The sequence below is a fragment of the Staphylococcus sp. Mo2-1 genome (genome assembly GCF_046721385.1).
In the GTDB taxonomy this organism is placed as follows: Bacteria; Bacillota; Bacilli; order Staphylococcales; family Staphylococcaceae; genus Staphylococcus; species Staphylococcus equorum_A.
In genome coordinates, this window is record NZ_JBEUUK010000001.1 from 266,292 (window position 1) to 285,995 (window position 19,704).

14 protein-coding genes and 4 pseudogenes are annotated in these 19,704 nt (G+C 33.3%); 12 read left to right on the forward strand and 6 right to left on the reverse strand.

The features are described 5' to 3' along the window. Positions 1-192: 192 nt before the first annotated feature. Positions 193-1,258: pseudogene (locus ABLV95_RS01315) on the forward strand (glycosyltransferase family 2 protein). Between the two features lie 298 nt (positions 1,259-1,556). On the opposite strand, the gene ABLV95_RS01320 reads toward ABLV95_RS01315, so the two are convergent. The 5 genes from ABLV95_RS01320 to queC all read right to left on the reverse strand — a co-directional run bounded on the left by ABLV95_RS01320 (position 1,557) and on the right by queC (position 4,512). Then, a complete protein-coding gene (locus tag ABLV95_RS01320) occupies positions 1,557-1,808 on the reverse strand; it encodes a GlsB/YeaQ/YmgE family stress response membrane protein (protein ID WP_069833301.1) in 252 nt (83 codons plus the stop codon). A 64-nt stretch (positions 1,809-1,872) separates the two neighbouring features. Further along, on the reverse strand, positions 1,873-2,466 hold the full coding sequence (locus ABLV95_RS01325) for a hypothetical protein (protein ID WP_460876188.1): 594 nt from the start codon (positions 2,464-2,466) through the stop codon (positions 1,873-1,875). 238 nt (positions 2,467-2,704) lie between these two features. Next, positions 2,705-3,421 carry a 7-carboxy-7-deazaguanine synthase QueE gene (queE, locus tag ABLV95_RS01330; protein ID WP_069833303.1) on the reverse strand — a complete coding sequence of 239 codons (717 nt, stop codon included), beginning with the start codon at positions 3,419-3,421 and terminating at the stop codon, positions 2,705-2,707. Beyond that, a complete protein-coding gene (gene queD / locus ABLV95_RS01335) occupies positions 3,414-3,839 on the reverse strand; it encodes a 6-carboxytetrahydropterin synthase QueD (RefSeq protein WP_069815303.1) in 426 nt (141 codons plus the stop codon). Before queD ends, queE begins: the two co-directional genes overlap by 8 nt. Before the next feature lies 1 nt (position 3,840). Then, entirely contained in the window at positions 3,841-4,512 is a 672-nt protein-coding gene (gene queC, locus ABLV95_RS01340) for a 7-cyano-7-deazaguanine synthase QueC (protein WP_069833304.1), read from the reverse strand. Between the two features lie 253 nt (positions 4,513-4,765). On the opposite strand from queC, the gene ABLV95_RS01345 reads away from it, so the two are divergent. From ABLV95_RS01345 to ltaS, 7 genes are all read left to right on the forward strand, one after another. Next, positions 4,766-5,359 carry an anthranilate synthase component II gene (locus ABLV95_RS01345; protein WP_069833305.1) on the forward strand — a complete coding sequence of 198 codons (594 nt, stop codon included), beginning with the start codon at positions 4,766-4,768 and terminating at the stop codon, positions 5,357-5,359. Then, entirely contained in the window at positions 5,343-6,485 is a 1,143-nt protein-coding gene (locus tag ABLV95_RS01350) for a chorismate-binding protein (RefSeq protein ID WP_069833306.1), read from the forward strand. Before ABLV95_RS01345 ends, ABLV95_RS01350 begins: the two co-directional genes overlap by 17 nt. Further along, a complete protein-coding gene (locus tag ABLV95_RS01355) occupies positions 6,485-7,093 on the forward strand; it encodes an aminotransferase class IV (protein ID WP_460876192.1) in 609 nt (202 codons plus the stop codon). The genes ABLV95_RS01350 and ABLV95_RS01355 overlap by 1 nt, the downstream gene beginning before the upstream one ends. A 235-nt stretch (positions 7,094-7,328) precedes the next feature. Continuing rightward, the gene (locus tag ABLV95_RS01360) at positions 7,329-7,532 is read left to right on the forward strand and encodes a hypothetical protein (protein WP_069815314.1); all 204 of its coding nucleotides are present in this window, start codon (positions 7,329-7,331) and stop codon (positions 7,530-7,532) included. A gap of 22 nt (positions 7,533-7,554) precedes the next feature. Beyond that, on the forward strand, positions 7,555-8,262 hold the full coding sequence (gene pxpB / locus ABLV95_RS01365) for a 5-oxoprolinase subunit PxpB (RefSeq protein ID WP_069815315.1): 708 nt from the start codon (positions 7,555-7,557) through the stop codon (positions 8,260-8,262). Next, positions 8,250-9,254 carry a 5-oxoprolinase subunit C family protein gene (locus ABLV95_RS01370; RefSeq protein ID WP_069815316.1) on the forward strand — a complete coding sequence of 335 codons (1,005 nt, stop codon included), beginning with the start codon at positions 8,250-8,252 and terminating at the stop codon, positions 9,252-9,254. Before pxpB ends, ABLV95_RS01370 begins: the two co-directional genes overlap by 13 nt. A 781-nt stretch (positions 9,255-10,035) precedes the next feature. Then, positions 10,036-11,979, forward strand: a complete 1,944-nt coding sequence (gene ltaS, locus ABLV95_RS01375) for a polyglycerol-phosphate lipoteichoic acid synthase LtaS (protein ID WP_069833308.1) — start codon at positions 10,036-10,038, stop codon at positions 11,977-11,979. A gap of 192 nt (positions 11,980-12,171) precedes the next feature. Here the strand turns inward: ltaS and ABLV95_RS01380 are convergent. Next, a pseudogene (locus tag ABLV95_RS01380) lies at positions 12,172-12,991 on the reverse strand (ZIP family metal transporter). 128 nt (positions 12,992-13,119) lie between these two features. On the opposite strand from ABLV95_RS01380, the pseudogene ABLV95_RS01385 reads away from it, so the two are divergent. The 4 genes and pseudogenes from ABLV95_RS01385 (at position 13,120) to ABLV95_RS01400 (ending at position 19,564) form a co-directional block, all read left to right on the forward strand. Further along, positions 13,120-15,004 (forward strand): annotated as a pseudogene (locus tag ABLV95_RS01385) (ABC-F family ATP-binding cassette domain-containing protein). 13 nt (positions 15,005-15,017) lie between these two features. Then, complete coding sequence (gene recQ / locus ABLV95_RS01390; protein ID WP_069833311.1) at positions 15,018-16,796, forward strand: DNA helicase RecQ; 1,779 nt, start codon at positions 15,018-15,020, stop codon at positions 16,794-16,796. Between the two features lie 290 nt (positions 16,797-17,086). Next, positions 17,087-18,053, forward strand: a pseudogene (locus ABLV95_RS01395) (ABC transporter ATP-binding protein). Beyond that, complete coding sequence (locus tag ABLV95_RS01400) at positions 18,050-19,564, forward strand: ABC transporter permease/substrate-binding protein (protein WP_460876194.1); 1,515 nt, start codon at positions 18,050-18,052, stop codon at positions 19,562-19,564. The pseudogene ABLV95_RS01395 and the gene ABLV95_RS01400 overlap by 4 nt, the downstream one beginning before the upstream one ends. The last annotated feature ends 140 nt before the right edge of the window (positions 19,565-19,704 follow it).

Below are 19,704 nucleotides of genomic sequence, written 5' to 3' on the forward strand. Positions count from 1 at the left end.
TTGCTCTGTTTTTTTAAGATGTATTTAACCTAAATAACTAGATATTTTTAAAAAACAAGTTGACTAAGTTAAGTTTGAGCAATGAATATTAAGGCTATATAAAGATTGTGTAAATCTAATTGGTTAGTATAGCAATATAGTGATAAAAATTGATAAAGTGAAATTGAAGTAATTGAAATGAAGGTGTTTAATATGCAAATAAGAGTTATAGTACCCTGTTATAATGAAGGTGAAGTAGTATTAAAGACTTATCAACGTTTGACTGAAATATTATCAAAAGATAGTCAATATCATCAATATGACTACGATTTACTATTTGTAGATGATGGTAGTAAAGATCAAACAATAAAATTTATTCAAGATGTAGCGACTAAAGATGACCATGTGAAATTTATTTCGTTTAGTCGTAATTTTGGAAAAGAATCTGCAATGATTGCAGGTTTCCAAAATAGTAAAGACTGTGACGCAGCAATTATGATAGACGCTGATTTACAACACCCGCCTGAATTAATACCCCAAATGATTGCTGGCTATATGGACGGTTATGATCAAGTTGTTGCGAAGCGTGACAGAAAGAACGAAAAACCAGCTAGAAAATTTATGACAAAATTGTATTACAAAATGATTAATCATTTTGTAGAGGATATTAAATTGGAAGATGGTGTTGGCGATTTCAGATTACTGAGTCAACGTGCAGTGCATTCATTGACTGAATTAGATGAATACAACCGCTTTTCAAAAGGGCTATATGAATGGATTGGATATAACACCAAAGTGTTTACTTACGAAAACGTAGAAAGAGAAGACGGAGAATCTAAATGGTCATTTGGTAAATTATTAAATTACGGTATAGATGGCTTGATATCCTTTAACAACAAACCCTTACGTGCAATGATTTATCTTGGTTTTATTGTGTTCTTTATCAGTTTGTTGTATATCGGTTATAGTTTTGCGGGCATTGTGTTTAATGGCATTGAAACACCAGGTTATTTCTCCACTATTGCTCGCGATATTACTACTAGGTGGTATACAAATGATTTCAATTGGAATCGTTGGAGAATATATTGGACGTATTTATTACGAGGTCAAACAACGCCCGAAATATATTGTACAGGCATCGAACTTAAATTGCTCGAGTCAAAAAGTAGAGCGTAGCTTTGAAGAAGATATGAATGAGCGTTTCAAACAACATAATCAAAATTATGAAAGTAAGGTTAAAGAAGACGAAGAAGAGAAAAAACTTGTTAAAAGCAGATAAAATTTAGGTTGTTATAGAGTGTCAACAAAGTTTCTGACTTTGTTGGCATTTTTTTGTATGCGCTTTTCTGAGAGCACAGCTTTAGCCTTTAGACTTCGGCTAGTACTTTATTAATTCGTCAGGAGTTGATTCAAATCAATGCCATTTTCAATAGGAATTAAATAATAAAATTGAGGAACAAAGATTGACTCAAGGTGTTGCATAACTAAAAAAATAAACCAAATGCTACAAAGGCATTTGGTTTATTTCCTTGATTTAAATTATTAATGTTTTAGATTAGTAATTTTACTTTTTGCTTTTATTTTTTACGTAACTTACCGAAAATAAATGAAACAATTGCTACTAGAATGATTGTCCCGATAAGTGCTGGGAATATCGCGATGCCACCTAAATGCCAACCCCAATCACCAAGTAACCAAGAGCCTAGCGCTGAACCTACAATACCGGCGATAATATTACCTAAAATACCACCTGGTATATCTTTACCTACGATAGCACCAGCTATCCAACCGATTAAACCACCGACTATTAACATAAGTATAAAGCCCATATTGATTTGCCTCCTTTATTATTCGTTCGACTTCTAATCTATACCACAAAATATAAAAGGTTAATCATTTATGTGAAGAAAATATATTCTGCCATAATAAGAATGATATAAACAATAAATGAATAATTACAAAAGCATACCAATAAGGCGTTAATAGCGTCATTACTGACGACGATGCAATAATTAATATTTGACCGATAAAGATAGGGCGTCGAATACGATTCATAAATTTAAGTTGTTCTTTTTCCTTTGGTTGAAATGTGCTATAAAAAAGCATGATAGCGCCTATGATAAAAATGGCTGGGGCTAAATAAGGAATAGACATATAAAATGAATCATGACTTGTACTATAAGTAAGTATTAAGGATGTGCTCATTATAATAGTAAGAACAACCGCAATGAATTTTTGGTCTGTTATAACGTATACAGTTACTTTTCTATTTATATACAATTGTAATATGGTCCAAATGATGAGTTGCGCACTTGTATAAAATGCGATGTAGTCATATTCACCGACGAGAAATAAATTGATGAGACCATTTACAGATAAAGCAATGAGTATAGAGCTAAACTTAAGTTGTTTGAAATTCTGACGATATAAACCAATTCCGAGAATAATTAATACCGCGACTATATTTATAATTATATTTATTAGCATGTTGCTCTCCTAACCTAGATACTTCACTGCAACATTATACCAATTAATATTACGTTAATCATTTAATAACAATTAATTATTTAAATTTACATAAAAATATTAGGTTAAATAGAAACAAATTTTTTTCCTTTTATATATTAGCAGTGATAGTTATCCTAACGATTTAAAGTCACTAAAAATAGAGACACCGTTATACGGATAAGAAGCATTATACAACGTATCGGACGAAATACTCAATTTAAACACCTTTTTTGTTACTCCATAGTAATGTATGTAGCTGTGGTAAGACATAAACATTATTCATATCACTACTTGTCATGACACGGTCGACGAGTGTTTCATATAATGATAATAACTTTTCGGTATGTGATTCGACGTAATCACCATCTAGGTAGGGATTACCTACTTGTAAATAAAAAGGAATCGTAGGGTATCTATGGTGTATCATTTTAGCAAAATCGTAATCCTGGTCATCAAATACTACAACTTTTAAATTTAAAGAAGCAGGTATACAATTTTTGATAACTTCATCTAATATTGGTAGATTAGGTTTCATTTTTGAACTTGGGGGTTTCGGACTAATAGTTAAGTCATCAATTTGTGTCATCCAAGGTTGGAATTTACTCCCCTGTGTTTCTAATGCGCTATAAATGTTTTTAGTTTCAAAAAGATCGACTAAATCCTGAATGCCTTTAATCAGAGCAGGGTTACCTCCAGAAATTGTGACGTGATTAAATGATTCACCGGCAATTTCATAAAGTGAGTCGTATATTTCTTCAGCGGTCATCATGCGTATATCTTCTTTGGCACTACCATCCCAAGTGAAGCTAGAATCACACCAACTACAACGATAATCGCAACCGGCTGTGCGAACAAACATCGTTTTTCGTCCAATCACACGGCCTTCACCTTGAATTGTTGGACCGAAGATTTCTAAAACAGGAATTTTACTCATATTTGGACTCCTTTGGTCTATAGACAACATAACTCGTAGGTGTTTCTCTAACATAAACTTGTAGACATTTAGGCTGGTTGTCTCGTTCATTTAATGAAGCTTGCACCATTTCATAAACTGTCTGTGCAACGATTTCGGTTGATGGACTTTTACCTTTGAATTGAGGTAAATCATTGAGTAAATGGTGGTCGAATTGGTCATGAACTAATTTTTTTAGGTCACTAAAATTCACTAAAAAACCATTATGATCTAATGTATCGCCACCAATTGTTAAATTTACGAAGTAGGTATGACCATGTGTACGCATACATTTTCCAGCATCTTCACTAGGAATATAATGGGCTGCAGAAAAGTTGAAGTCTTTATTAAGCTCAAAGCTGTAAGGATGTTGAACGCTAGGGTAATTTTGTTGGAACATGTTATTCAGCTCCTTTTTCTTTTAGATAAGCGTCTAAACCTCGTGCTCTTAATTCACAAGCAGGACATTCTCCACAACCTTCACCAACAATGCCATTGTAGCAAGTGAGCGTATTGTATCTAATATAGTCTAGTACGCCAAGTTCATCACTTAGTGCCCAAGTTTCTTTTTTATCTAACCACATTAATGGTGTGTGTATAACGAAATCTTTATCCATAGATAGCGATAAAGTAACATTCATTGATTTAATAAAACTATCTCTACAGTCAGGGTATCCAGAGAAATCAGTTTCACAAACGCCAGTAATAATATGTTTCGCATTTGTTTGATATGCGAGCGCACCCGCAAATGATAAGAATAAAAGATTTCTGGCCGGTACAAACGTATTTGGCACGCCGTCTTCGCCAACTTCAATATCCATATCATGCTGTGTTAATGCGTTTGGTGTAAGTTGAGAAAGTAAAGACATATCTAATATGTGATGTTTTACATTTTGTGCTTCAGCAATTTGCTTAGCTACTTTAATTTCTGTATCGTGTCTTTGACCATATTCAAATGTTACTAATTCGACATCGTCATAATGTTGCTTTGCCCAAAATAGGCAAGTTGTGCTATCTTGTCCTCCACTGAAAACGACGATGGCTTTATTACTGTTTAAAGATTGTTGCGTCATATATCTTGCACTCCTTAATAATGTCATACTAGCTTTTACTCAATTTCGCTATGACACCATAAAAAAACGCCTATCCTTATAAAAAAGATAGACGTTGTTTACGTGTCTAGTTTTTTATAGAGGGTGTCAGCTAGGAACCTCTTTATATTCATTTATACGGTGATAAGAATAATACATTTAAACTGTAAAATCAAGTTGAGATTTGGGATAATGAGTATAATAGATAGTGAAAGATACATAAAGAGGTGATGAAATGATACTAATCATTGATAATAAAGATTCATTTACATACAATATTGTAGACTATATTAAGCAAAGTTTCAGTGGATCAGTTAATGTGGTAGATGTTGAAGAAGTTTCTATGGAGAAGATTACGCAAATTTCTCCTGATGCTATCGTTATTTCTCCAGGACCAGGATCACCTGATGATTATCCTATATTAAATGAGGTTATAAAAGTTTTTTTAGAACAAATTCCAATTCTAGGTGTATGTCTAGGATTTCAACAATTAGTGACTTATTTTGGTGGAGATATTATAAAAGGTTATAAACCGATTCATGGTCACACAACTCAAATTCAACATGATAATAGTGGTATTTTTAAAGGTTTAGCCGATACATTTTATGTTATGCGATATCATTCTTTGATTGCTGATACTGAGACATTTCCAAAAACATTAAAAATCACAGCAACGAATCAAGAAGGTATCATTATGGCATGTGCACACCAAACATTACCTGTTTATGGTGTACAGTACCATCCTGAATCTATCCTGAGTGAATGTGGCATTGAACAAATAAAATTATTTATAGAAATCGTGGAGGGTGCTCATGCAAATACAATTTAATTATCGCTATTTATTAGACGAATCAGAATATGAAACCCACGAATACCAATTTACGCAGTGTAAAGATAAATTAATCGCATATCACTTAGACGAAGTAGGAAGTGTTATACAATTTGCAGAAATGCATCAATGCCAAGGTGGTTATGTAGCATTGTATTTACCCTATGAAGCGGCGCCTTTTTTCAATGAACAGATGGCTACAGTACAAATAAAGGATGAATATGTTTTTGCAGCTGCTTATGTTTTCGACAAAAAGGAAGATATAACATTAACTGACAAAAAAGAACGATACATACCAAAATGTGATTTTAAATTTCAATTAAATAAATCACAATTAATCACCCATATTAAAGCAGTTCAATCTGCAATCATTGAAGGTAATACATATCAAGTGAATTATACGACACGTTTGACTGATGATATACATTATCCGATTGCTACATTATATGAAGTGTTACAGCGTCAAAATCATGGCTTTTATTCTGCTTTAATAGATACAGATGAAGTACAGTTAGCTTCACTTTCACCAGAATTATTTTTTCAACGTGGACCGTTTGAAAATCGGAAAGATGTATTATTAAGTAAACCCATGAAAGGCACTATAGCTAGAGGGCATTCTGAAACGCAAGACCAGCAAAATTTACATACGTTAATGTATTCAGCTAAAGATAAAGCGGAAAATGTCATGATCGTGGACTTGTTACGAAATGATATTAGTCGTATCGCAGAGACAGGAACTGTAAAAGTCTATAAACCATTTCATATAGAACGCTACAGCACTGTATTTCAAATGACGTCGATGGTCACAGGGACTTTACCTCAAGAGACTAAACTCATACACATTTTAAAAGCATTATTTCCGTGCGGTTCTATTACAGGAGCACCAAAAATCAATACCATGAAATATATTAAAAAGTTAGAGCAAACTCCGAGAAATGGTTATTGTGGTACAGTTGCCTTGCTGTTGCCAGACGGAAAGTCTATTTTCAATGTGCCTATTCGAACGATTCAATATATAGATGACCAAGCTATATATGGTGTAGGCGCAGGTATTACCATAGACTCTAATCCTGAAGATGAAGTACAAGAATTTAAGGATAAAACAAAAATACTGGAGAGATTATAATGCAGTTATTTGAAACAATGCGTTTGGAAGAAGGTAAGTTTCCGCGCTTGCCTTATCACAAAAAACGAATAAAACAGTCTGCTGAGCAACTTAAATTTGACTTGGATGAAGCGAAATGGAATCAGTTAATCGAAATGTTAATGAATGACTATCCTACAGGTGTGTATCGTATAAAAATATTATTAGACCAAGATGGTTCACTAGATTATGTTGTTGCGACATTATCTGATAAAAATAAATTTACCGCAAAATTAGTACCTTTAGCAGATAATGTAAATAAACCCGAATTAATAAATAAAACAACCGTTAGAAAACATTTATCACATAATCATCAGACTGACCTAGTGCTGTTATATGATTCTAATGGGAAATTATTAGAATTCGATATTGGAAATCTCATGATAAAAGAAGGTGGATGCTATTATACACCTCTATATAATGAAGATTTCTTACGTGGCTGTATGAGACAATCACTTATAGATGATGAGAAATTATCGCAAAAAAATTACAATATAAACGATTTTAAAGATAAAATATTGAAAAATCAGATACAGGTTTTTCTTATAAATAGTTTGCGAGAGGTTGCCGAGGTTGAAATTTATCTATAGAATATAGAAAGTATAAACATTGGGTTTGCCATGAATTCAGAGATGGTGACCATTATAGAAAACGGCAACGTGAAAATATGAGAGTTGTGACAAATTAGCCTTTGATTTGCATACGCGTGATAAGGCGTATCATAGTATTAAATCCAGTGATACACAAGTAATCCTAATAGACTATAGACAAGGGTGCACTTAAATAATTACGTAATAAATTATAAACAGCGAGTGAGGCATAACGATGATATTGGTTTGGATACTGACAATGATTTTAATAACCTTGCTTTCAAAATGGTATGTAAACCGTTTGCTGAAAAAACAACAGATTTATATTGCAAGATTCGTAATTACAATCTCTTGCATGATTCAATTTGTAGTAGTCTATTTTCTAGTGAAAGCACTTGTGGGTTATTTGGTACAAGGATTAAATGTGTTTTATCGTTAGTAAGAATATAAGAGGTGAGCCTATGAAAATATATAGCCAGGGAGACCAAGCAATTGTAGTTTCTATTGAAAAAGAAGTCTCTAAGGATTTAACAGAAGATTTATTAGCATTAAAAACGTATTTATTAGAAAAAGACTATCCTTTTATAACCGAAATTGTACCTACTGAATCAGATATGATGATTTGTTATGATGCGCGAGATATGATTAAACACTACAATATTAAATCACCATTTTTATATATGAATGCATTAATGCAAACCGTGCAATTAGAGATTAAACACGAAGCGCAAGAGATTGAGCCAATGGAAATTCCAGTTATTTATGGGGGAGAATTTGGTCCTGATTTAGCGGCTTTATTAACGCATTACAAATTAGATTTTGAAAAATTTGTGAAGCTGCATACTAAACATACGTATTTTGTCTCAATGATGGGTTTTACACCTGGATTTCCTTATCTTACCGGAATGGATAAGCGCCTGTTTGTTAATCACACAGGTGGCAAAAAAACGTTTATTCCAGCAGGCTCTGTCGTTATAGAAGGGAAAAAGACAGGTATTACTACAATAGATACCTATGGCGATTGGTTAGTCATTGGCTACACACCCATTCGCTTATTTGACCCAGAAGAAACTGATTTTACTAAGCTAAAATTAGGCGATAACGTTACATTTAACGCAATAACAGAAGAAACGCTGGATTTAGGAGGCTTTGAACCATGTCAATCATAATAGAAGGTGAAGGATTATTCTCAAGTTTCCAAGATTTTGGGCGTAAAGGCTATGAGCACAACGGCGTTATTCCTGGCGGCGCACTAGATCCGTTATCCCATGAAATAGCGAACAGACTCGTTGCAAATGATAAACGTGAAGCTACGTTAGAGATGACAAATAGAATGTCGAGCATTCGCTTTACTGAATCAACATTGATTGCATTAAGTGGTGGTAGTTTTAAAGCTAAAACAGAACATATGAAAGTATTACCAAATAAGTTGTACTTAATGGAAAAAGGTGACGTACTTGTATTTACAGAGACAAATCGCACATCTAGAGTATATTTAGCAATCGGTGGTGGTTTGGAATTAGATGAGTGGTTAGGTTCAACCTCAACTGACTTTAAAGTGAAAATTGGCGGTTTTCATGGACGTAAATTGCAAAAAGGTGACGAAATTAATATGAAACGTGACTACACTGAACGCCACCTTAAATTGTTTGAAAATCTAGAAGAAAAACATCAAACAGACTGGGGCATTGATGGTTACGCACTTTCCTTTAATTATATGTCAGATGTTTTTCATGTCATTAAAAATAAAGGGACAGAAGACTTTGAACAAGAAGCATTAAGTCACTTTACGCTTGGGGAATATAAAGTCACGAGTAAAGCGAATAGAGTCGGGATGTATGTAGAAGGACAACCCGTGAAGGCTTTTTATGAAGATATGCCGGCGCATCAATCTGTACAAATAGGCACGATACAAGTTAAAAGAGATGGCACACCGATTATTTTACTCAATGACCACTACACAATAGGTAGTTACCCACAAATTGGGACAATTGCGAGTTATCATTTAACTAAGCTAGGGCAAAAGCATCAAGGTACAAAATTAAAATTCCAGTTTATAGATATTGAAACTGCAGAAAAGAATTTAATTAAATATACAAATTGGTTAAACCAATTGTTTCATGGTATTGAATATAGAATGCAGTTAGAGATGTTGAAATAAAAAATAGAAGGTCTATGTATATTACTAATTGAAGGATAATATAATGGTTACTGATAAGCTGTAACGCCTCAAGATAATTGTGTGAGGGTTACGGCTTTTTTTAATAGTGCGTATAGAGGTATAACTTTTAAAATTTTTGTAACATGTTTTATAGAACGGTATTATTATTTCATAAAATATTAAAATAAAAATTCATTTCATATACGACTCTAGTCTGATTAATATAAAAAACAAACAGCGTATAATTAAAAAGCATATTATTTCTTAATGATATATTCACAGCCCATTAACAAGCCTTTAACAAAACAAGAGCAAAACGTTAAATTACGTTTGAAAGTGTGTTTTTACTTGAAATTTGACCAGAATTGCTTTATATTTATACATTGAACTATATGCGTTTTGTTACGGAAACATTACAAAACGATAAAAATTGTGAAGATGACGTTAATCGATAAACGAAAACGTTTACGCAATTTACACTATATAGACAAATGAAAAGTTTCTAATTAGAATATAAAACTTAAAATTTTAAAACTATAACTTTAGTTCACAATTGAACAAGCTAATAAAATTCTAGTGTATAGAAATTTAAATTACATACACAGCTGTTTAGGATTTTAAAGAACATAACCTAAAGAAGATAACTTTTGCCAATAACGACCTTTGTATAGTTAGGGATACTAATATCGCTAACAACATATGATCACAGTAACTTTGCCATTTTTTTACTAGGTATGGATTATTTTCCAACCTATATTAATCTATATCGGGGGAAACAAACATGAGTCTACACAAAAAGAAATTAACTCTTTTTGCGTTTTTTATTCTGACCGTGCTCACTGTCGCATTTAAAACGTATTTTTCATATTATGTTGATTTTTCTTTAGGTGTTAAAGGGTTAGTACAAAACCTAATCCTATTAATGAATCCATACAGTTTAATCGCTTTAGTATTAAGTATTTTCTTATTCTTTAAAGGAAAGAAAGCATTCTGGTTTATCTTTATTGGTGGCTTTATTTTAACTTTCCTACTATACGCGAACGTTGTTTACTTCAGGTTCTTCTCTGATTTCATAACGTTTAGTACATTGAACCAAGTTGGAAATGTTGAATCAATGGGCGGCGCAGTGACAGCTTCATTCAAATGGTATGACTTTGTATACTTTATTGATACAATCATTTACCTTTTTATCTTGATATTTAAACAAAAATGGTTAGATAAACGTGTATTCAGTAAAAAGTTTGTGCCAGTAGTTATGGCAGCTGCAATTGCGTTATTCTTCCTGAATCTAGCTTTTGCAGAATCAGATCGTCCTGAATTATTAACACGTACATTTGATCACAAATATTTAGTTAAATATTTAGGACCATATAATTTCACTGTCTATGATGGTGTGAAAACAATTCAAAACAATCAGCAAAAAGCTTTAGCAAATGAAGATGATTTAACTAAAGTGTTAAATTATTCGAAGCAAAAACGAGTTGAACCAAATCAAGAGTATTTTGGTGCAGGTAAAAAGAAAAATGTTATTAAAATACACTTAGAAAGTTTCCAAACTTTCTTAATTGATAAAAAAGTAAATGGCGAAGAAGTAACACCATTCTTAAATAAATTATCATCAGGGAATGCAGGTTATAGATATTATCCAAACTTCTTCCATCAAACGGGTCAAGGTAAAACATCAGACTCAGAGTTTACAATGGATAATAGTTTATTCGGTTTACCACAAGGTTCAGCCTTTTCATTGAAAGGTGATAACACTTACCAATCATTGCCGGCAATTCTTGATCAAAAACAAGGTTATACATCTAATGTAATGCATGGTGATTACAAAACATTCTGGAACCGTGATCAAGTTTATAGACACTTTGGTATAGATAAATTCTATGATGCGACATATTATGATATGTCTGAAGAAAATCTTGAGAATCTAGGTCTTAAAGATAAAGAATTCTTTGAAGAATCAGCAGATTACTTAGCTAAAGAAAAAGAACCATTCTACAGTCATTTAATTACATTAACAAACCATTATCCATTCACTGTATCACCAGAGGATGCAACAATAGAATCACCAAATACTGGGGATTCAACGGTAGATGGCTATGTTCAAACAGCTAGATATTTAGATGAATCACTAGAAGAATTTGTTAATGAATTGAAGAAAAAAGGTATTTATGATGATTCTGTTATAATGATTTACGGTGACCACTATGGTATTTCTGAAAACCATAATAAAGCTATGGAAAAATTATTAGGTGAAGAAATTACACCAGCTAAATTTACTGACTTAAACCGTACTGGTTTCTGGTTGAAAATACCAGGCAAAGAAGGCACAGTAGATGAAACTTACGCTGGTCAAGCAGACGTTATGCCTACACTGCTTCATTTAATGGGTATTGATACTAAGAATTACCTAATGATGGGGACAGACATGTTATCGAAAGATCATAACGACACAGTACCATTCAGAAATGGTGACTTTATAACGAAAGATTATAAATATGTTAATGGTAGAATTTATAATAATAAAAACAATGAACCAGTAACAAAAAAACCTGAAGATTTCGAGAAACGTAAACAACAGGCTGAAAAAGATCTACAAATGAGTGATGATTTGATTAATGGTGACTTATTGAGATTCTATGACAACCCAGATTTCGAAAAAGTGAAACCTTCTGAGTACGAATATAAGCCTGGTCCAAAATCAAAAGAGCAAAAAGAATAGATAAATTACAGAGCCAACATACCTAATCTAGGTGTGTTGGCTCTTTTTTAAAATTCACTTTAGATGAATTCGCGTATATATGTATATAAAATAAAGACATAAAAATAGCTATGAGGCTTTTTCAAACGTCCATAGCTATTGTTTACTTATTTGGTTTATGTCTAAACCATTTTTAATACTAAATTTAAGTCCTTATCCAAGTGCGACATCAAGTATCATCATGATTGTGAATCCTAACATTAGACTTAACGTTGCAAGGTCTGTATTGTTACTTGCCTGAGAATCTGGTATAAGTTCTTCAACCACAACGAATATCATCGCACCTGCAGCAAATGCTAAAGCATATGGCAACATAGGAGTGATCATTATCACGGCAGCAGCGCCGACTACAGCAAATATAGGCTCGACGATGGCTGATGCTTGTCCATAATTAAAAGCTTTCCATCTTGATGCACCTGCAGCGCGTATTGGCATTGATAGCGCCGCACCTTCAGGAATATTTTGTATTCCGATACCGATGGCTAATCCAACAGCGCCTAAAAATGTTGCTTGACCATTACCAGAAACAATACCACCAAAAGCTACACCTATAGAAAGGCCTTCGGGAATATTGTGTAACGTAATTGCCAATACAAGTAATGTATTTTTGTTGAGTTTTTTAGTACCCACACCTTCATGAAATTGTTTGGTGTCTTTGGTATTTGGATGTATATGAGGAATAACTAAATCTAATCCCCGAATAAATAATCCACCCAATAAAAAACCAATAGCAGCTGGCAACCATGGGAATGCTGTGCCTTCACCATAAGCAATGGCTGGCTGTAATAATGACCAAAAACTTGCGGCGATCATAATACCCGCAACAAAACCTTGCATTGAGTTTAATAACTTATCGTTAACTCTTTTGAAAATAAATACCGATGCTTGCTCCTAATGCAGTAAGTAGCCATGTGATAAGACCAGCTATTAATGCTTGGATGTAAGGAGGTAAGTTTTGGAAAAATTCCGACATAAGCTTTGCTCCTTTGTATCATTTGAGTTCAAAAAGGTGTATAATATATAGAACTGAAATTAAGTTTAACAGATATAATTACTATTTTCGATATTTAAAAATTTCGATATTAAAAAGGATGTAGAATGATGGAAGCATACAAAATTGAACATTTAAATAAGTCATATGCCGATAAGACTATTTTCGATGATTTACATCTCTCTATTTCTGAAGGAGAAAAAATAGGACTCGTTGGTATAAATGGGACTGGCAAGAGTACTTTGTTAAAAGTAATGGCAGGACTAGACGAAGATTACGATGCGGAAATATCGCATCCCAATGCATATCGCGTCCGTTATTCTTCTCAAAAACAAGATTTTGATCGAAACATGTCTGTTTTTGAAGCAGTATTGACCTCAGAAACTAAAACACTTCAAGTTATACGTGCATATGAGTCTGCACTGAATCAATATAGTACGACCCAGAGTGAGTCAGATTTACAAAAAATGATGCAAGCACAAGATGCGATGGATGCGAATCAAGCATGGGACTATAGTGCAGAAATCAAGACGATACTTTCTAAATTAGGTATTCATGATACAACAAAAGAAGTAAGTGAACTTTCAGGCGGTCAACAAAAAAGAGTGGGTCTTGCGAAGACACTTATTGAACAACCTGACTTATTACTTCTAGATGAGCCTACCAACCACTTAGATTTTGAATCTATCAATTGGTTAATCAATTATGTGAAACAATATCCACACACTGTATTATTTGTAACGCATGATCGCTATTTCTTAAATGAAGTATCCTCACGAATTATCGAATTAGATCGTGGAAAATTACGCACTTATTCTGGTAATTATGAAGCTTATATTGCACAACGTGCGGAAAATGAAATCATCGAACAAAAACAACAATCGAAGCAACAGTCATTATATAAAAAAGAACTTGCTTGGATGCGTGCGGGTGTAAAAGCACGAACTACAAAACAACAAGCGCGTAAAAATAGATTTAGCGATTTAGAACAAGATGTCAAAAATCAACATCAACAAGATAAAGCATCTTTAAATCTTGCTTATTCAAGATTGGGTAAACAAGTTTTTGAATTCGATGCTTTAACTAAACGCATAAATGGGAAAACGCTGTTCGAAGATATCACTCAAATTATTCAAAGTGGTCAGCAAATTGGTATTGTTGGTCCTAATGGTGCTTGGTAAAACAACATTGTTAAATATATTGAGTGGAGAAGATCAAGCTTTCGAAGGTAATCTGAAAATAGGGCAGACTGTAAAAGTTGCTTACTTTAAACAAAGTGAAGAGCGATTAGATCGTGATGTCAGAATGATTGATTATTTAAGAGAAGAAAGTGAAGTAGCAAAAGAAAAAGATGGTACGTCAGTTTCAATTACACAACTACTTGAACGCTTCTTATTTCCAAGTTCCACACATGGTAAAAAAATATATAAATTATCAGGTGGCGAACAAAAAAGATTATATCTGTTGAGATTATTGGTCCATCAGCCGAATGTCTTATTATTAGATGAGCCAACAAACGACTTAGATACTGAAACGCTAACAATACTTGAAGATTATATTGAGACATTTGGTGGTGCGGTAATTACAGTAAGTCATGATAGATACTTCTTAAATAAAGTAGCCCAAGAATATTGGTATATTCACGATGGAAAAATGGAACGTATCATAGGAACATTTGAAGATTATGAAGCATATAAAAAAGAACAAGATAAAGCTCAAGCACAACAAAAGCAACAGAAACAACAAGCGCATGTAAAACAAAATGCGAACAAGAAAAAAGGGCTCTCTTTTAAAGAAAAGCAAGAATATGAAACGATTATTGAACGTATTGAAACTACTGAGCAAAGATTAGAAACCATCGATGAAGAAATGGTTGCGGCAAGTTCAGATTATGCTAAAATCAAAGAATTAAATGAAGAACAACGACGTCTTAATCAGACGTACGAAGATGATATGGCAAGATGGAGCGAACTAGAAGAACTAAAAGAACAATGAGGGATTGTTAAACATGGAATCAACATTATCGCATTATTTTGGCTACGATACATTTCGTCCAGGTCAAAAAGAAATTATAACAAAAGTAATGAATCATCAAAATGCGCTAGGTGTATTACCTACTGGCGGGGGAAAATCAATTTGTTATCAAGTGCCGGGATTAATGTTGGGCGGTACGACGATTGTTATCAGTCCATTAATTTCGCTAATGAAAGACCAAGTTGATCAATTAAAGGCCATGGGTATACGCGCGGCGTACTTAAACAGTAGTTTAACTCAGAAACAACAAAAAGAAATAGAGGCACAACTTAGAAAAGGTGAAATTCAATTTCTATATGTGGCACCTGAACGTTTCGATAATGCTTATTTTGTTCAAATGGTGCAACAATTAAATATACCGCTAGTTGCTTTTGATGAAGCACACTGTATTTCTAAATGGGGCCACGATTTTAGACCGAGTTATCGAGATGTGATTCATAAGGTATTTGCATTACCACAAGATTTTACAATTGTGGCGCTCACTGCAACGGCCACAATTGAAGTTCAAAAAGACATTATGGATCGCTTGAACATTAATAAAAACGACGAGATTAAAACAAGTACAAAACGTCGAAATCTAATCTTTCAGGTCAATCCTACATATCAACGACAAAAATTTGTGTTGGAATATGTTAAAAAATATCAAAAAGAATCCGGCATTATTTATTGTTCAACACGAAAACAAGTTGAAGAATTACAAGAAGCATTAGCGATTAATGATATTAAGAGTACAACCTATCATGGTGGACTATCGAACAAAGAGCGTGAAGCTGCCCAAAATGATTTTGTTTACGATCGAGTACGCGTAGTTGTAGCTACGAATGCTTTTGGTATGGGTATCGATAAGTCCAATGTGAGATTTGTTATTCATTATAATATGCCTGGCGATTTAGAATCGTACTATCAAGAAGCGGGTCGCGCAGGTCGTGATGGTTTAAATAGTGATTGTATTTTATTATTTAGTGAACGTGATATCGGCTTACATCAGTATTTTATATCTTCGTCGAAAGCAGATGATGATTATAAAGATAAGATGGGCGAAAAATTAAATAAGATGATACTTTATACAAAAACTAAAAAGTGTTTAGAAGCAACGCTCGTACATTATTTTGAGCCGAATGAAAAGCTTGAAGAATGTGAACAGTGTAGTAATTGTGTAAGAGAAAATAAAACGTATGATATGACTAATGAAGCAAAAATGATAGTGAGTTGTATCGCACGTATGAAACAAAAAGAAAGCTATAGCGTCATTATACAAGTATTAAGAGGCGAAGAATCTGATTATATTCGCTACTGTGATTATAATGAATTGTCAACACATGGTATTATGAAAAACTATACTACATCAGATTTAAGCCATCTTATTGATGAATTGAGATTTAAAGGCTTTTTAAATGAGTATGATGAAATATTAACTTGTGATAACTCCGTGAAAAGTTTATTGAGTGATCAGGTCGCTATATTTACGACACCATTTAAACGCAAAACTACAGAAAAAGTTAATATCAATACCGTAGAAGGTGTGGATCGTGCATTATTTGATGAACTTATAGCTGTACGCAAACAGCTAAGTGAGGACTTGAGCATTCCACCAGTAAGTATATTCTCTGATTTTACACTAGAAGAATTTGCTAAAAGAAAGCCAGAATCAAAACAAGATATGATTTTAATTGATGGCGTAGGTAGTTACAAATTAAAACATTACTGTCCAATGTTTTTAGAAACCATTCAATCATATAAAGCAAAGATATAATTAACTTAAGTTTTGTATCTCCACATAACTTTCTGCTTTAAATAAATATGACCATAACTGCGAAGTTAAATTTCAAATTTTAATATACTATGTAACAAAAAGATCATAGGTATATTTTTGATTTGAGTTAACTTCGCTTTTTTGTAATAACAAGATTTTATTGAAGTAAAACAAAACTTTTGAAAATTGCTTGATAAATACATGAATTATATGAAAATAGGGAATAATTGTGGTAAATGTGAATTTAAGCTAATTTTAAAAATAGAGGACAGTAAAGTGAAGGTGACAAAGTGATAGAATTTAAAAATGTAGTAAAAAAATATGGAGATAAAACTGCAGTCGATGACATCAGTTTTAATATAAAAAAAGGCGAATTTTTTGTGTTAATTGGGCCTTCAGGTTGTGGCAAAACAACGACCTTAAAAATGATCAATCGCTTAATTTCTTTATCTGAAGGGTATATTTATTTTAATGATAAACCAATTAGTGATTATTCTATTTATGAAATGCGTTGGGATATTGGTTATGTATTGCAACAAATCGCACTTTTCCCACATATGACAATCAAAGAGAATATTGCACAAGTGCCACAAATGAAAAAATGGAAAGAAAAAGATATTAACCAACGTGTGGATGAATTATTGGATATGGTCGGTTTAGAACCTGAATTATATAAAAATCGTAAACCAGATGAGTTGTCAGGGGGACAGCGAGCAACGTGTAGGCGTGGTGCGTGCATTAGCCGCCGATCCACCAGTGATATTAATGGATGAGCCATACAGTGCGCTAGATCCGATTAGTCGTGAAAAGTTACAAGATGATTTGATAGAATTACAACAAAAAATTAAAAAGACGATTATTTTTGTAACGCATGATATTCAAGAAGCAATGAAACTTGGTGATCGTATATGTTTATTAAATGAGGGACGAGTTGAACAAATTGATACACCAGAAGGTTTTATTAAAAATCCTAAAAACGACTTTGTGAAGCAGTTTATGGGAGATAAAGTAAAACGCACGGTTAATGATATGAAATTATCTGAACTGGTTAGTAATTTACCGGACAATAAATTAGAGACGCCTCATGAAAGTTATCCTGTCCTTCAAAGTGATTATTTTGTACGTGATATTTATGAGCATTTAATTGACCATGAAGGCATTATTGTCGATGATGAAGCGACTTCTACACAACATGTACTAAAACGAGAAGATATATTTAAAGTTTTGTCAGAAGGCAAAGGAGGTCATAATGGATGAATGAATTCATTAACACTATTGTAGAGCGCAAAGGTCAATTATTAACAACCATTTTCGAACATATGCAAATATCTTTTATTGCTTTATTAATAGCGACATTAATTGGCGTTCCCTTAGGCATTCTACTTACAAAAACACGTAAACTTTCTGAAGTAGTGATGAATATTGCCGCAATACTTCAAACGATACCATCACTTGCATTACTCGGTTTGATGATACCACTATTTGGTATAGGTAAGGTACCTGCAGTGATTGCTTTAGTGGTCTATGCATTATTACCTATTTTAAGAAATACATACACGGGTATTAACGAAGTTGATGCTTCGTTAATAGAAGCGACAAAAGGTATAGGTATGAAACCAGGACGCCGTTTGAGTAAAGTAGAATTGCCAATTGCGATGCCGGTAATTATGGCGGGTATTCGCACAGCTATGGTATTAATCATTGGTACGGCAACATTGGCAGCTTTAATTGGTGCAGGTGGTTTAGGTGACCTTATATTATTAGGTATCGATAGAAATGATACGTCATTAATACTTATTGGTGCCATTCCAGCGGCCTTGCTCGCAATTTTATTTGATTTAGCCTTACGCTTTATGCAAAAAATGTCATACAAAAAGTTACTGATTGCATTAGGTGCCATCGTACTGATCTTATTATTGTTTATAGTCGGTCCGATGTTAGCACAAAAAGGAGATAAAGTGACCTTAGCAGGTAAGCTTGGTTCAGAGCCTTCAGTGATTACCAATATGTATAAGATTTTAATTGAAGAAGAAACGGATCATACTGTTGAAGTTGAAGATGGATTGGGTAAAACAGCTTTCTTATTTAACGCCCTAAAATCAGATGATATAGATGGTTATCTCGAGTTTACAGGGACAGTGCTCGGTGAATTAACGAAAGAAGATTTAAAGTCTAAGCAAGAAGACAAAGTATATGAGCAAGCTAAATCGAGTTTAGAAAATAAATTTGATATGACGATGTTAAAACCAATGGAATACAATAATACGTATGCCTTAGCAGTGAAAAGAGACTTTGCAGAAGAGTATGATATTAAAACAATTGGTGATTTAAATAAAGTCAGTGGTAAAATCAAGCCTGGCTTTACATTAGAATTTAATGATCGTGAAGATGGCTATCCGGCTGTGAAAAAAGCATATGACCTTGATTTGGGGGATGTTAAAACGATGGAACCTAAATTACGTTATCAAGCAATTGAAAGTGGCGATATCAATTTAATAGATGCATATTCAACAGATGCAGAATTAAAACAATATGATATGGTCGTTCTAGAGGATGATAAAGATGTCTTTCCGCCATATCAAGGTGCGCCTATGTTTAAAGCATCTTATTTAGAAGAACATCCTGAAATTAAAGCACCGTTAAATAAATTAGCAGGTAAAATTTCAGATGAAGAAATGCAACAAATGAACTACGATGTGACTGTGAAGAAAGAAGACCCATATGAAGTTGCAAAAGCATATCTAGAAAAGCATCATTTAATAGATTAAACATTATCTCTTTTATTACGGGTTCGGATGATGAGCGATAGGAATAACACGCGCTTAATTTATCTGAACTCGTTTTTTTACTGTTTACAAATCAAACTGTTTGATGAGGACACATTGATTTTAAGCTATTATTGGGTTTA

Bases quoted from the DNA above. Each gene is read 5' to 3' on its own strand.
- recQ (WP_069833311.1), top strand. From the start codon at position 15,018: ATGGAATCAACATTATCGCATTATTTTGGCTACGATACATTTCGTCCA.
- ABLV95_RS01360 (WP_069815314.1), top strand. From the start codon at position 7,329: ATGATATTGGTTTGGATACTGACAATGATTTTAATAACCTTGCTTTCA.
- ABLV95_RS01350 (WP_069833306.1), top strand. From the start codon at position 5,343: ATGCAAATACAATTTAATTATCGCTATTTATTAGACGAATCAGAATAT.
- pxpB (WP_069815315.1), top strand. From the start codon at position 7,555: ATGAAAATATATAGCCAGGGAGACCAAGCAATTGTAGTTTCTATTGAA.
- queD (WP_069815303.1), bottom strand. From the start codon at position 3,839: ATGTTCCAACAAAATTACCCTAGCGTTCAACATCCTTACAGCTTTGAG.
- ABLV95_RS01355 (WP_460876192.1), top strand. From the start codon at position 6,485: ATGCAGTTATTTGAAACAATGCGTTTGGAAGAAGGTAAGTTTCCGCGC.
- ABLV95_RS01345 (WP_069833305.1), top strand. From the start codon at position 4,766: ATGATACTAATCATTGATAATAAAGATTCATTTACATACAATATTGTA.
- queC (WP_069833304.1), bottom strand. From the start codon at position 4,512: ATGACGCAACAATCTTTAAACAGTAATAAAGCCATCGTCGTTTTCAGT.
- ABLV95_RS01320 (WP_069833301.1), bottom strand. From the start codon at position 1,808: ATGGGCTTTATACTTATGTTAATAGTCGGTGGTTTAATCGGTTGGATA.
- ABLV95_RS01400 (WP_460876194.1), top strand. From the start codon at position 18,050: ATGAATGAATTCATTAACACTATTGTAGAGCGCAAAGGTCAATTATTA.
- ABLV95_RS01370 (WP_069815316.1), top strand. From the start codon at position 8,250: ATGTCAATCATAATAGAAGGTGAAGGATTATTCTCAAGTTTCCAAGAT.
- queE (WP_069833303.1), bottom strand. From the start codon at position 3,421: ATGAGTAAAATTCCTGTTTTAGAAATCTTCGGTCCAACAATTCAAGGT.
- ABLV95_RS01325 (WP_460876188.1), bottom strand. From the start codon at position 2,466: ATGCTAATAAATATAATTATAAATATAGTCGCGGTATTAATTATTCTC.
- ltaS (WP_069833308.1), top strand. From the start codon at position 10,036: ATGAGTCTACACAAAAAGAAATTAACTCTTTTTGCGTTTTTTATTCTG.